The sequence below is a fragment of the Synechococcus sp. BDU 130192 genome (assembly GCF_963876085.1).
Classification (GTDB): domain Bacteria; phylum Cyanobacteriota; class Cyanobacteriia; order Cyanobacteriales; family MRBY01; genus MRBY01.
The window spans coordinates 45,007-57,316 of record NZ_CAWNNO010000055.1 but is presented as its reverse complement, the minus strand read 5'-3'; the positions used below and the strand labels follow the sequence as shown (position 1 = coordinate 57,316).

12 protein-coding genes are annotated in these 12,310 nt (G+C 50.6%); 7 read left to right on the top strand and 5 right to left on the bottom strand.

All coding sequences use genetic code 11. From position 1 onward, the window contains the following. Positions 1-142 precede the first annotated feature (142 nt). A complete protein-coding gene (locus tag AACT35_RS11625) occupies positions 143-712 on the top strand; it encodes a thylakoid membrane photosystem I accumulation factor (protein ID WP_099239571.1) in 570 nt (189 codons plus the stop codon). Between the two features lie 191 nt (positions 713-903). Further along, complete coding sequence (locus AACT35_RS11620) at positions 904-1,902, top strand: SPFH domain-containing protein (protein WP_012308290.1); 999 nt, start codon at positions 904-906, stop codon at positions 1,900-1,902. A gap of 108 nt (positions 1,903-2,010) precedes the next feature. Here the strand turns inward: AACT35_RS11620 and gap are convergent, their stop codons facing one another. Together gap and AACT35_RS11610 are read right to left on the bottom strand one after the other, a co-directional pair. After that, on the bottom strand, positions 2,011-3,054 hold the full coding sequence (gene gap, locus AACT35_RS11615) for a type I glyceraldehyde-3-phosphate dehydrogenase (RefSeq protein WP_099239569.1): 1,044 nt from the start codon (positions 3,052-3,054) through the stop codon (positions 2,011-2,013). Positions 3,055-3,158: 104 nt separating this feature from the next. Further along, the gene (locus AACT35_RS11610) at positions 3,159-3,314 is read right to left on the bottom strand and encodes a hypothetical protein (protein ID WP_157096874.1); all 156 of its coding nucleotides are present in this window, start codon (positions 3,312-3,314) and stop codon (positions 3,159-3,161) included. Between the two features lie 173 nt (positions 3,315-3,487). Between AACT35_RS11610 and AACT35_RS11605 the strand changes: the two genes are divergently transcribed. Beyond that, entirely contained in the window at positions 3,488-4,753 is a 1,266-nt protein-coding gene (locus AACT35_RS11605; protein ID WP_339374615.1) for a hypothetical protein, read from the top strand. A gap of 10 nt (positions 4,754-4,763) precedes the next feature. Here AACT35_RS11605 and AACT35_RS11600 read toward each other — a convergent pair whose 3' ends face one another. From AACT35_RS11600 to infC, 3 genes are all read right to left on the bottom strand, one after another. Continuing rightward, positions 4,764-5,450 (bottom strand): TIGR04283 family arsenosugar biosynthesis glycosyltransferase, encoded by a 687-nt coding sequence (locus AACT35_RS11600; RefSeq protein ID WP_254048026.1) that lies wholly within the window; start codon positions 5,448-5,450, stop codon positions 4,764-4,766. Between the two features lie 5 nt (positions 5,451-5,455). Then, positions 5,456-7,444 (bottom strand): serine/threonine phosphatase, encoded by a 1,989-nt coding sequence (locus AACT35_RS11595; RefSeq protein WP_099239565.1) that lies wholly within the window; start codon positions 7,442-7,444, stop codon positions 5,456-5,458. 233 nt (positions 7,445-7,677) lie between these two features. Further along, positions 7,678-8,214: a translation initiation factor IF-3 gene (gene infC / locus AACT35_RS11590; protein ID WP_012308296.1), complete on the bottom strand. Its 537-nt coding sequence runs from the start codon at positions 8,212-8,214 to the stop codon at positions 7,678-7,680. A 208-nt stretch (positions 8,215-8,422) separates the two neighbouring features. On the opposite strand from infC, the gene AACT35_RS11585 reads away from it, so the two are divergent. The 4 genes from AACT35_RS11585 to metG all read left to right on the top strand — a co-directional run bounded on the left by AACT35_RS11585 (position 8,423) and on the right by metG (position 12,261). Continuing rightward, complete coding sequence (locus AACT35_RS11585) at positions 8,423-9,331, top strand: alpha/beta fold hydrolase (protein WP_099239563.1); 909 nt, start codon at positions 8,423-8,425, stop codon at positions 9,329-9,331. Between the two features lie 54 nt (positions 9,332-9,385). Then, positions 9,386-9,904, top strand: a complete 519-nt coding sequence (gene ilvN, locus AACT35_RS11580) for an acetolactate synthase small subunit (RefSeq protein WP_012308298.1) — start codon at positions 9,386-9,388, stop codon at positions 9,902-9,904. Between the two features lie 186 nt (positions 9,905-10,090). Beyond that, positions 10,091-10,522 (top strand): YggT family protein, encoded by a 432-nt coding sequence (locus AACT35_RS11575; RefSeq protein WP_012308299.1) that lies wholly within the window; start codon positions 10,091-10,093, stop codon positions 10,520-10,522. A gap of 146 nt (positions 10,523-10,668) precedes the next feature. Continuing rightward, the gene (gene metG, locus AACT35_RS11570) at positions 10,669-12,261 is read left to right on the top strand and encodes a methionine--tRNA ligase (RefSeq protein WP_099239561.1); all 1,593 of its coding nucleotides are present in this window, start codon (positions 10,669-10,671) and stop codon (positions 12,259-12,261) included. Positions 12,262-12,310: the final 49 nt, after the last annotated feature.

Genomic DNA, 12,310 nt, shown 5'->3' with positions numbered 1-12,310 from the left:
CGCAATCTAACCTCCCAGTACCGATAAGTATTTCTTCTTAGGTTTTCTGGCGATCGCTCTACCCATGCTTGTAGGCTAATGCGATAATTCACCATAGTGACGCCAGCCAAGTTCATAACCCTTTAAGTAAAACAAAAATTCCATGATGCAAGCCCGGCACCTTTCCCCCAAGCACATTCTTCTTAGCCTCCTCGTTATTCTCATAACAACGCTATCCCTATGTGTCACCCCCGCCTGGGCGAGCCTCAACGATGATCGCTACGATGGCAATGTTTTTGTTCTTTACGCAGGCAATGGTTCCCTCGTACCGCCCCGCCTCTCTCTCCAAGAAACTAGAGAACGGAAACTCCCTGCCATGTTGGTGTTCTACGCCGACGACAGTAGCGACAGTAAGCGTTTTGCCCCCATTGTCTCCGAAATCCAGTCCTACTACGAAAAAGTGATCAGCATTATCCCCGTGGCGATCGACTCCATTCCCCAGAAAAAACGCTACAGCAAAGACGAAGTCGGTTATTACTACGGCGGAAAAATCCCCCAAACCGTCATTCTCGATGCCAAGGGCAAAGTCATTTTTAATGAAGTCGGCCAAAGCGACTTTAACGACATCGACAATACCTTCCGGAAGCTCTTTGACTTACCACTACGGGAAGGCGAGAACCTCAAAAAACCGATCCAATCCTTTAACGAATACAACTCCGGTTTCGCCCAATAACCACTACTTTTTCCCATAATCCAGTTCCTAGAGAATGAGCCAAGTGCTGATTCTCTTTTTTTATGTCCTGGTTTCACCTCCCCAGCCCAGGTAACTTTTCCACAACAGAAGCCCATCAAGACAAACGACCTGCGCTAGCCTGAAAACAAATCCTGCTTATATTTACCCAACAACCATTGAGGCAGATTCCAATGAACCCTTTAGTATTTATCATTTTGGCCCTGGGTGGTTCCGCTGTTTTTGGTTCCGTCAAGATTGTCAATGAAAAAAATCAATATTTAGTCGAAAGCCTCGGTAGCTATAAAAAAACCCTTGAACCGGGCTTGAATTTCGTCACCCCTTTTATCGATAAAATCGTTTATCGCGAGACCATTCGGGAAAAAGTTTTAGATGTCCCCCCCCAATCTTGCATCACCCGTGACAACGTTTCCATTAGCGTGGATGCGGTGGTTTACTGGCGCATTGTCGATATGTACAAAGCCTATTACAAGGTAGAAAATCTCCAGTCTGCCATGGTGAACTTGGTTCTCACCCAAATCCGCTCGGAAATGGGCAAGCTAGAACTTGATGAAACCTTCACCGCCCGCACCGAAATTAACGAGCTCTTGCTGCGGGAATTGGATATTTCCACCGACCCTTGGGGCGTAAAAGTCACCCGGGTCGAACTGCGCGACATTGTACCCTCTAAGGCGGTGCTGGACTCCATGGAGCTGCAAATGGCCGCTGAGCGGAAAAAACGGGCCGCAATCCTCACCTCTGAAGGGGAACGAGAATCGGCGGTCAACTCTGCCCAGGGTCGTGCTGAGTCCCAGGTGTTAGAGGCCGAATCCCAGAAAAAAGCAGCTATTCTCCAGGCAGAAGCAGAAAAAGAAGCGATTATCATGCGGGCGGAGGCGAAACGCCAGGAAGAAGTGATGCGCGCCCAGGCCTCTGCCCAAGCGATGCAAATTGTCGCCCAACAGCTCAAAACCAATCCTGCCGCCGGTGAAGCGTTGCAGTTTATCTTGGCCCAGCAATACCTCGAAATGGGGCAAACCATTGGTAGTAGCGGCAGCAGTAAGGTGATGTTCCTCGACCCCCGCAATATGATGTCTACCCTAGAGGGGATGAAATCGGTGATTGGTAATAATGCGGATATTGCCGCTTTAGACTTGGATTTAGACCAGTTGGATCGCCACCAGGCCGGTTAGATGCATTGCGGTTTGAGATAAAAAATAAAAACCTAAAAATCATGCTGAAAATCCCCCTGCATCCACAAGGGGATTTTGTGTTTCTAAGAGATCTTAAGTGAGGTTCTCTTAGGCGGCGATCGCCATTTCTGTTTCTTTTTCCTTAGCAGCCATACTCAGGAGCAAATCTAAAACGCGATTGGCATAGCCCCATTCGTTGTCATACCAAGCTACTACCTTAAAAAAGTGCTCATTCAGCGCCATCCCAGCCCCGGCATCGAAAATGCTGGAATGGGGATCGCTGGTGAAGTCTGTAGAAACCACATCATCCTTGGTGTAGGCCAAAACGCCTTTTAGCTCACCATTGGCCGCCTCACGCATCGCGGCACAAATTTCCCCATAGGAAGTGGGTTTTTCGGTGCGGAAGGTCAGATCAACCACCGAAACATCAGGGGTCGGCACCCGCATCGCCATCCCGGTTAAACGTCCGGCCAACTCCGGTAAGACCAAGGTCACTGCCTTCGCCGCGCCAGTAGATGCCGGAATAATATTTTGACCTGCGCCGCGACCACTCCGATTGTCTTTTTTATTGGCTCCATCCACGGTGGGCTGGGTCGCTGTCATCGCGTGGATCGTCGTCATCAATCCCTCTGCTAGGCCAAAGTTATCGTGGATCACCTTGGCAATGGGGGCGAGACAATTGGTCGTACAACTGGCGTTGGACACAATGCGGTCATAGGCCGGGGAATAATCATGGTGATTTACCCCAACCACAAAGGTGGGAATGCGCTGGGGTTCGCTGGTAGGCGCAGAAACAATTACCCGTTTCGCTCCGGCTTCTAGGTGCTTGGAGACGCCGACAAAATCCCGGAAACATCCAGTAGATTCAATCACATAGTCAACGTTTAGTTCTTCCCAGGGCAACATACTGGGGTCTTTGACCATCGTGCAGCGGATAAACTGGCCATTCACATAAATACCATCGGCGGTGGCTTCGATGGTGCCCGGAAAACGACCATGGGTAGAGTCATATCTGAGGAGATAGGCAATCTTTTCCGGGGAAATCAGATCATTGATGCAAACAAAATTGAGATTGGAGTTGTGGAGGGCAGCACGGAAAACGAGGCGGCCAATGCGGCCAAAACCATTGATTGCGAGATTGAGAGAAGCCATATATTTGTGCGTCAGTCCAACTGGATAGAACTGGGTAGGTTGGTTACGGCCCCATTCTAGGCAGTGAATTTGGGTCGGCTGAGACAGCTCAAAGAAGTATAAAGTTACGAAAAATTTTCTTCTTTTACAAAGGGTATGGGCAGATGAACTTTAGTAACGCTAGTGGGGGGATTGCCGTGGCGATCGCCTTTTTTGCTGCGATATGTTTCGGGGATCGCTCCAGAAAAAAGCAATGCCGCCCTGAGATCCGGTGTTGTCATCGCCAGTTCATGACATCCAGAAGTTGCGAAACGTAAAGCCTGCTAGAAAATCTCGACAAAGGGGGCGATCGCTTAAAATTCTGTAAAGCTTCTTCGAGAAATCATGTCTGGCCCCTGAACCAAGGGGTTACACTAGAGGGCAATCTTGCTGGACTGCTTACTGAGCTTTGGTGGTGCTAGTCCTCGATTTTAAAAATTTTTCTATATTAATTATTCCCGCCGTTAAAAACTATTTTGTCTCCCCCGACGCTAATATGCCAGCCCCCTTGCCCATCACCATTGAGCCCTTTACTTGGTCTAATCTCGACTTGCAGCAGACCTTTCAGTTGATTGATCGCTATTTGCCCCTGAATCTTTGCCGTAATCACGAAATTCTGCCCCTCACCCTCCAAGATCGCTGTCTCACCCTGGGCATTGTCGATCCCCAACGCTCAAGCGTCGCAGCCATCGTCAATAAACTGCTCAGTCGCGGCGGACTGCAACTCAAAGCCCAAAAGCTTGATCTCAAAACCTACCAGCTAATTCTGTCTTCTTACCTGAATTACCATCAAAGCAAGCAAAAATCTCCGCCCCAACCCAAAACGTCCCCAGTCCCTGGCCAAAAAAACGCCACCCCACCAATCTCAGAACGGGCGACTTTAGTCATGGAAAATGGGCCACCACCCATGCCGTCGTCTGTTTCTAATGATGCGGATCAAGACACTGCCGTGTTTTCTGGGGAGACAACGACTCTACAGATGCCGGTGGATAATGAACTGTCCGAATTTTTTCGACATGTGCCGGCGGTGGTGATTCCCAAGGGGCCAGTACAATTGCAAGCGTCACCGTCTGCTACGGCGAATGATGCAGGGGAATTGCAAATTTCACCGCAATATCTCAACACTCCCCTCGAAGAACTCAACCACTTATCCGCGTCGCAACTATACCAAGAACTGCTGGGCCGCATTTTAACGGAGGGCATTGGCCGCCTCTATTTTGAAAACCACGCCCGGGCAGGCCGCATTTTTCTCAGTGAAAGTGGTTTGATGAAAGGGTCATTGTCCGGTATTCCCCAGGAAACATTCCACGGCATCCTCGATGAATTTAAGCGCCTCGCTCACCTGCCCCCAGGGCCCATCGACCGACCGAAAAAAGTGGAAATGGAACAATACTATCAGGGTGAGCGAATTTTACTGCGGTTGCGGGTTATGCCGGGACAGTACGGTGAAGAGGGCACCTTACAAGTCTTACGGGGTCAAGCACTGGCGTTTTATCAACAGCAGCAGATGGATGAACTTGGACAAGAGGCCATTGAAGCGGCCCAACGTCTAGAGCGGAAATTGCGCCATATTTATCTGCGGAGCCAAATTAATCCGGCTCCCCTTAATGCTTTGGATGAACTGTATGGTTTTTGCGATCGCCTCCGAGAACAGCTTGATAATCTGAACAAGCCCCAATAACAATCTTTGATCACGAATCACGGATTTGTTGACGATACCATTGACGGAGAATCTCTGGATCAATGCCGAGATGATAACCGAGGAGCATTTTTTGGTTAATCCAAGTGGTGCGCCACAGACCCAGTCGCTGCCATCTGCGAGCCGAAGTTTGTACAGGTTGGCTTGTCAGGCGAATCTTGCCCCGTTTTCTCAGCCGTTGCATTAGCTCGTAGTCTTCCATAATAGGAATTTCAGCATAACCCCCCAGGGCTTCAAAATCCTGACGCCGCAAAAAAATGGCCTGGTCACCGTAGGGCAAAGCCAAAAGTTGCGATCGCCATTGCACTAACTTTTCTAAAGCACGAAATCGCCACCGAGAATCGGTAATTCCTAAAGGAAAGGCTCCAGCCACCACCTGGGAATCAGCCAAAGTCTCTGTCACAAGGGCCGCAAAGTCCTGGGGTAATTGGGTATCGCCATGGAGAAACAGAAAAATGTCTCCCTGGGCGATCGCCGCCCCTCGATTCATTTGTTGGCCGCGTCCCCCAGTGGTTTGACAAAGGGTCACCGGAAACTGACGCACTAGATCACAAGTCGGATCCTGGCTGCCCCCATCCACAACAATAATTTCTAAAGGAGTAGGAACTTGGAGCAAAGATTGTAAACAAGGGACAATACCGGCTGCCTCATTTAAAACAGGCATAATCACTGAAATCATGATTTCTAAAAACTTGAGGCCCCAATATTAGGACGAACCCGTAACCGCACAAGCACCGCCGTGATGTTGTCATGACCATTGCGTTCATTAGCCAGGGCAATTAAGCGATGCACTCCTTCATCTAAATTGGCCCGGGCACTCAGGAGGGGGAGGAGCATTTCTTCCCAGGTCGTTTCAATTAAGTCATTGTCTGATAAGCCATCGGAACAGAGCAAAAACAGACTATCTTCGTTCACCTGGAAAAAATTAATATCCGGCTCCACAAAGCTATTTTCCCGGGGGCCAATGGCCTGGGTCAGTTGGTAGGCATCGGGCCTCCCATAGGCAATCTCTGGGGTGACGCCCCGATGTAATTCCCGCTGACCCACCTCATGGTCAACGGTGAGTTGTTCGAGATTTCCTTTGCGGCTCACACGATAGATGCGACTGTCTCCCACATGGGCGATCGCCACCTGATTGTCTTGAACCAACATCAAAACTAAGGTGGTGCCCATGCGCCCGCTCCCAGAACGGGAATTTTTCAGGTTGATATTGTAAACCGCCTCATTGGTCTCCCAAATGGCCTGGCGGATCACGGCCTCATCCGGTAACTTGTCCTGCCAATGCTCTTGGAAAAAAGCCTGAATCGTTTCTACAGAAAGGGCACTGGCCACTTCCCCCGCCGCATGGCCGCCCATACCATCACAGACCACATAAAAGCCGCGCCCTTGAATTTGTCTCCCCAGGAGATTTTCCTGCTTTTCGATGCGGGTACGCATACCAAAATAGTCCTCGTTGTGATCCCGCTCTTGACCAATATCCGTGCAGCCTGCATCGTCTAAACTCACCAAATTCATCGGTAAGACCACCGTTGAGGCTTCCTCTTCGTCTGGGAAATCCAAGGGTTCAAAGTCCCCCGAGGCGATGCTCCCTCCAGAATGTTCAATCTGGGGTGAGTCTTCTGTTTCTGATTCAGGATTGGCCGTTGCCGCTTCTCCGTCCGGGGTTTCTGCGAGATCTTCTGGGCCTAAATCAGCCGACAACAACACATCATCCAGGGTGGTTAAATCCTCTGGTTGTAATTCGATGGCTTCTAATTCTCCCTCCACTTCCCCATAAAAATCATCGGTATCTTCTGGGGCGAGGGCACGGAGGGCTTTTTTTAGGCGGGAGACCGTATCCAAACCACCAATTTGGGCCGTTTCAGTCAGCTCATAGAGGGGTTGCCACGCTGGTTGGGTAGATAGGTGAAACAAATCTTGCCATAGTTGAGGCAGTCGCTGCAGTGCCGGGAGATGGTCTGGATCGTCCTGGAGGAGTTGTCGCACCACGAGGCTTTGGTCTTCGTCGAGGTATAAATTTGTTGGTTCAAGGATAGTTTGGCAACATTGGAGGGGCACCAATTCTCGCCATAGCTGCACCATCTGAAAACACCATTGCAGCAGTTGTTCGTAGAGGGGGGTTTGTGCTTGGCAGTAGGTTTTTAAGGGCGTGAGGGGCTGTGGGCGTTGCTCAAACAGCAACACTTGATATTCTGGCTGACGCCAAGCTTCCAGGAGTTTTGGCACCGCAGAAAAATCATCTTGCAGGCTGAGATACTGACGGGCGATCGCCGGAATTTCTTTATCTTGCCAGAGGTCGGGATCAGCGAGCTGGGCGGGATCGGTTATTTCTAATTCTTGGAGGGCAGTTTCTAAAATTGTTGGGGTTTCTGGGGTTGTATCGATCACCGTGAGCCAAGGAAATGTTTCGGCCCGTACCGTTGGGCGATCGCCCAGGCGATAACGACCAGCTTCATCAAGGGTTTCTCGTGCTTGGCAAGATGCCGCTTCAGCGTCCAGGATCAAGGCTGTGAGAGGCCGACTGACCCACCCTTGGCAAGATTCACATTGCTCTTGCTGTAACCGTACGGGCGCTTCACAGTGGGGACAGGGCCTCGTCAGAGAGCTTCCACAATACTGACAGAAACGATTTTCTGGTGGGTTTTCTTGGGTACATTGGGGACAAACAACCATGGTCACAGGGGCCTTCTGGATGGGGGGGGACCCGCGAAGCTTAACCTAAGCTTGTGGGGGAGAAACCTAAATTTGCAAACAGTCTGGGTGTTTTAGGAACTTTTGAACAGCGACGGGCCATGGTTGGCTTTAACGTTATAGAAACAACATTGGGGAGTAGCTTTTGCCCGCAAGCACAACTGACTCCCCAGCGATAAATAGCTACATTTTCATGTTGGCCGCCTCAATCGCGCCTAGGTGGATTTTTTCGGGGCGAGGATCATCATCATGTTACGCCCTTCTCGTTTTGGCCGCTGTTGAATTTCACCGACTTCTTCGAGGTCTTTGGCCATGCGATCTAGCAGTTTTTGGGCGAGGTTGGAGTGTTGGATCTCCCGGCCCCGGAAGGTGATCGTTGCTTTGACTTTGTCGCCTGATTTGAGGAAGCGCTGGGCACTGTTTACCCGGACTTGGTAGTCATGTTCCTCAATTTTGTAACGCATTTTGACCTCTTTGAGATCCGCATTGTGCTGTTTCTTTTTGGCTTCTCGGGCGCGTTTTTCCTGCTCGAATTTGTACTTCCCGTAGTCCATAATCCGGCATACTGGCGGCTTGGCGGTTTCGCTGACGAGGACAAGATCGAGGTCTTCTTCTTCGGCGATCGCCAGGGCCTCGGCGGGGGTCATGATGCCAAGTTGTTCCCCGTCTCCACTGATGACTCTGATATTTGGAAAACGAATTCTTTCGTTAATTTTCGGGAGGTCACGTTTTACGCGTCTTTTATCTTTCACAGGCTATGCGTTGAATGTTGTTACGATTTGGTAGGTAGGTTTATTACAGTCAATAAAAAATTGAGAACTATGCCCATTTTACTCATTGGCGGACTTTTCGTTACGTCCTGGGGCAGATTTTAGGGACAATTTGTGATGATTTTTCAAGCGAGGATGCTCAATTTAAGTTATGGTGATCGCCCAACACCCTAGGGGAATAAATGCTGCAATGGCGCTTCAACCTTGGTCACAACGGATCGGGTCACAACGGTGCTGGATTTGGCGGGGCTGGCAGATTCGTTACAGTTTTTGGCGCACGGTTCCAGAAAACAGAGGGCGATCGCCCCTTGTCCTCCTCCATGGATTTGGGGCGGCCCTGGAGCATTGGCGTCATTTAATGCCCTTGCTGGCCCAGGATCGCGATGTGTATGCCCTGGATTTATTAGGGTTTGGGGGTTCGCGGAAAGGCCGTGCAGAGTTTGGCGTCCCCCTCTGGACAGCCCAATTGAGCGACTTTTTAAACCTTGTGGTGCGGCGTCCGGTAATTTTGTTGGGCAATTCCCTTGGTTCTTTGGTCTGTGCCAACCTGGGCCAAGATCCGAAAAATCGGGTCGAGGCGATCGCCCTGATGAGTGTGCCGGATGTTGCCCAACGCCAAGCGATGCTCCCCAAACCTCTGCGCCCGATTGTCAATGGTTTGGAGCGCAGTGCCATGCAACCCTGGCTCCTGAAACTCATCTTTCGGGTGGCGCGTCGTCCCTTTGTCCTGAAAAATTGGCTGAAATTAGCCTATCCTTCCTGGCCAGACATTGATGCCGAACTGTTAGCAATTGTGCAGGCCCCGACCCTGGATCAAGATGCTGCTCAAGCATTTGTTGCCCTGAGTCGCCGCGTCGGTCAGCCAGGCTTTGTGCCGCCCATGGCCACGGTTTTTGCGAAAATGCCTTGCCCAATGTTGCTGCTCTGGGGCGAACAGGATTGTTTTGTCCCCGTGGCGATCGCCCCCCAACTTGCCGCCGTTAATCCCCGGATCACCCTCAAGATTTTGCCCGGCCTTGGCCACTGCCCCCACGACGAAGCCCCGGCCCTCATCTATGAATTATTTTCCCAATGGCTAGAAGGTGCCAGCGAGCTATAGTAATATATCCCCTTGGTTTTAGTACGTAGCGCCGCCCCAATTCCCCAGACCATGATGAAACACACCCTCTCAGTTCTTGTTGAAGACGAAGCCGGAGTCCTCACCCGCATTGCCGGACTCTTTGCCCGTCGTGGTTTTAACATCGAAAGCCTCGCCGTTGGCCCCGCCGAAAAAGAGGGTATTTCCCGGATTACCATGGTTGTTCCCTGCGACGAAAAAGAAATTGAACAGGTTTCTGCCCAACTCGACAAGCTCATCCACGTGCGGGAAGTGGACGATGTCACCGCCAAACCCTGTGTGGAACGGGAACTGATGTTGGTCAAGGTCAATGCCGATGCGAGCCAACGCTCTGAAGTGATGCAATTGGTCCAGGTTTTCCGGGCGCGGATCGTCGATATTTCTGACAGAACCGTGACGGTGCAGGTGGTGGGTGACCCCGGCAAAATGGTCGCTATCCTTCAAATGCTCGAAAAATTCGGCATCATTGAAGTGGCGCGGACTGGAAAATTAGCCCTCGTCCGGGAATCTGGCGTAAACACAGAATATCTAAAATCTGCGGGTAGAAAGGCCTAATTTCCCCCATGAGTGCTAGGGACAGACAGTGCATTGCAGTATTGATGAAACTGTCCTAAATCTTCTGAATTCCACAAAATTTTTCTTGATTTTCCTGGGACTGACTTGATGTTTCTTAACATCTAAGCCCGCCTTTGTGTGGCTAAGATCATGGGGTGACACATTTTGATCAGGGATAGTCTAGCTATGAATCAGTACCCCAACCCAAATCCTCAGCCTGAGGATGATGGCTCTGTGAATGAAGTCGCGAAACTGCGCCAAGAACAGCAAAAAGTGGATGCGATTCGGAAAAGGGTTTTGTTTAGGCGCATCGAAAATAGCATTTACATTCTCGTGGGTTTACTGGAAGTGCTGTTAGTCTTGCGGTTTTTCCTGCGGCTATCCGGCGCCAACCCAGAAAATACCTTTGCAAAATTTATCTATGCCCTTTCGGGGCCTTTTGTCTCACCCTTTTCAACGCTGTTTATCAGCCCGGTAGAACGCACTGATGCAACCCTCGGCACGAATATTTTTGATGTCAATCTCCTCATTGCGATTGTGATCTACGCGCTGTTGGGCTTCCTTGCCAGTTGGATTGTTCGTTACATCTATCGGCAAGTTGCCCCGACAGATTTCTAGGGAGCGGTGAGCCTGAAAAAATTTTCATTGGGAGCCGGGCGAGAACCTTGTAAAATAGGGCGAATGTGCCTGTTGTCTTGCCCTTGGTTTGACGCAGTAGCGACAAAAAGTTTGTATTGAATCTATTCCTAGGCGATCGCCCCTGTATGACTTCTCCCGTTCGTTTTGCCCTGACAACTCCCCTCTATTACGTCAATGACGTGCCCCACATTGGCAGTGCCTACACAACGATGGTGGCCGATGCGATCGCCCGTTTCCATCGCCTTAAGGGGAATGACGTGCTTTTTATCACAGGCACCGACGAACATGGCCAAAAAATCCAGCGCACCGCCCAGGAAAAAGGCGTTGATCCCCAGGTACACTGCGACGAAATTATCTGCAGCTTCAAGGATCTCTGGCAGCACTACAACATCCAATACGACCGCTTTAGCCGCACCACCGCCCCTAACCACGCGAAAATTGTTGCTGAATTTTTCCAGCGGGTCTGGGACAACGGCGACATTTACCTCGCCCAACAGCAGGGTTGGTATTGCGTTGCCTGCGAAGAATTTAAAGAAGAAAAAGACCTGATCGAAGACCACCACTGCGCGATCCACACCAACAAGCAGGCCGAGTGGCGGGACGAAGAAAATTACTTTTTCCGTCTGTCTAAATATCAAGTCCAACTCGAAACCCTCTACCAGGAAAATCCCGACTTCATCCAGCCCGCCAGCCGTCGCAACGAAGTGATCAACTTTGTGAAACAGGGATTGCAGGATTTTTCAATTTCTCGCGTCAATCTCGACTGGGGTTTCCCGGTGCCCACCGACGAGAACCACACGATCTATGTTTGGTTTGATGCGCTGTTGGGTTATGTTACGGCTCTGCTAGAAGACGGGGAGGAAGTCACCCTCGAAAATGCCCTGAAAAAATGGTGGCCCATCAACCTCCATTTGATTGGTAAAGATATTCTGCGCTTCCATGCGGTCTACTGGCCAGCGATGCTCATGTCAGCAAACCTGCCCCTGCCCGATAAGGTGTTTGGCCACGGCTTTCTCACCAAAAATGGCCTCAAGATGGGTAAAAGCCTCGGCAATACCATCGACCCCATTGCTTTGGTCAATCAATATGGTGCCGATGCCCTGCGTTATTACTTCCTCAAAGAAGTGGAACTGGGGAAAGATGGTGATTTTAACGAAACTCGCTTCGTGAATGTGGTCAATGCTGACTTGGCCAATGACCTGGGGAATTTGCTGAACCGCACCCTAGGCATGCTGAAAAAATACTGCAAAAGCGAAATTCCGTCCCTAGATCTGGCCACCATTGCCGCCGATCACCCCCTCAAAGCCCTAGGGGAAACCCTTGGCGATCGCACCTGTGCCGCCTACGACAATCTCAACTTTACCGCTGCCTGTCAGCAGGTATTAGCACTCATCCAAGCCAGCAACAAATACATCGATGACCGCGCCCCCTGGGCCTTATTTAAAGCGGGAGAACAAGCCCAAGTCGAGGAAATTCTCTTGACGATCTTAGAATCCGTACGTCTGGCGGCCTATTTACTCTCCCCGGTGATCCCCAATCTCAGCAATCAAATTTATCGTCAATTAGGTTTCCCTGGGGACTTCAATCGCCCTGAAGACCTTGTCAATCTGGCTCCCTTTGCCAGCCATAGCCGCTGGGGTTTGCCTTGGTCTGAACGAACCCTAACGAAAGCCCAGCCTATCTTTGCCCGCCTTGAAGTCCCTGAAGCCTCCGCCTAAGCGCAGCCCCAAAACCGAGGGAATGATAAAAGTTTTGACGAAGTTCCAG

What these genes read in the sequence shown, in the direction of transcription:
- AACT35_RS11625 (WP_099239571.1), top strand. Translation starts at nt 143, where the DNA reads ATGATGCAAGCCCGGCACCTTTCCCCCAAGCACATTCTTCTTAGCCTC.
- AACT35_RS11620 (WP_012308290.1), top strand. Translation starts at nt 904, where the DNA reads ATGAACCCTTTAGTATTTATCATTTTGGCCCTGGGTGGTTCCGCTGTT.
- gap (WP_099239569.1), bottom strand. Translation starts at nt 3,054, where the DNA reads ATGGCTTCTCTCAATCTCGCAATCAATGGTTTTGGCCGCATTGGCCGC.
- AACT35_RS11610 (WP_157096874.1), bottom strand. Translation starts at nt 3,314, where the DNA reads ATGACAACACCGGATCTCAGGGCGGCATTGCTTTTTTCTGGAGCGATC.
- AACT35_RS11600 (WP_254048026.1), bottom strand. Translation starts at nt 5,450, where the DNA reads ATGATTTCAGTGATTATGCCTGTTTTAAATGAGGCAGCCGGTATTGTC.
- AACT35_RS11595 (WP_099239565.1), bottom strand. Translation starts at nt 7,444, where the DNA reads ATGGTTGTTTGTCCCCAATGTACCCAAGAAAACCCACCAGAAAATCGT.
- AACT35_RS11585 (WP_099239563.1), top strand. Translation starts at nt 8,423, where the DNA reads ATGGCGCTTCAACCTTGGTCACAACGGATCGGGTCACAACGGTGCTGG.
- ilvN (WP_012308298.1), top strand. Translation starts at nt 9,386, where the DNA reads ATGAAACACACCCTCTCAGTTCTTGTTGAAGACGAAGCCGGAGTCCTC.
- AACT35_RS11575 (WP_012308299.1), top strand. Translation starts at nt 10,091, where the DNA reads ATGAATCAGTACCCCAACCCAAATCCTCAGCCTGAGGATGATGGCTCT.
- metG (WP_099239561.1), top strand. Translation starts at nt 10,669, where the DNA reads ATGACTTCTCCCGTTCGTTTTGCCCTGACAACTCCCCTCTATTACGTC.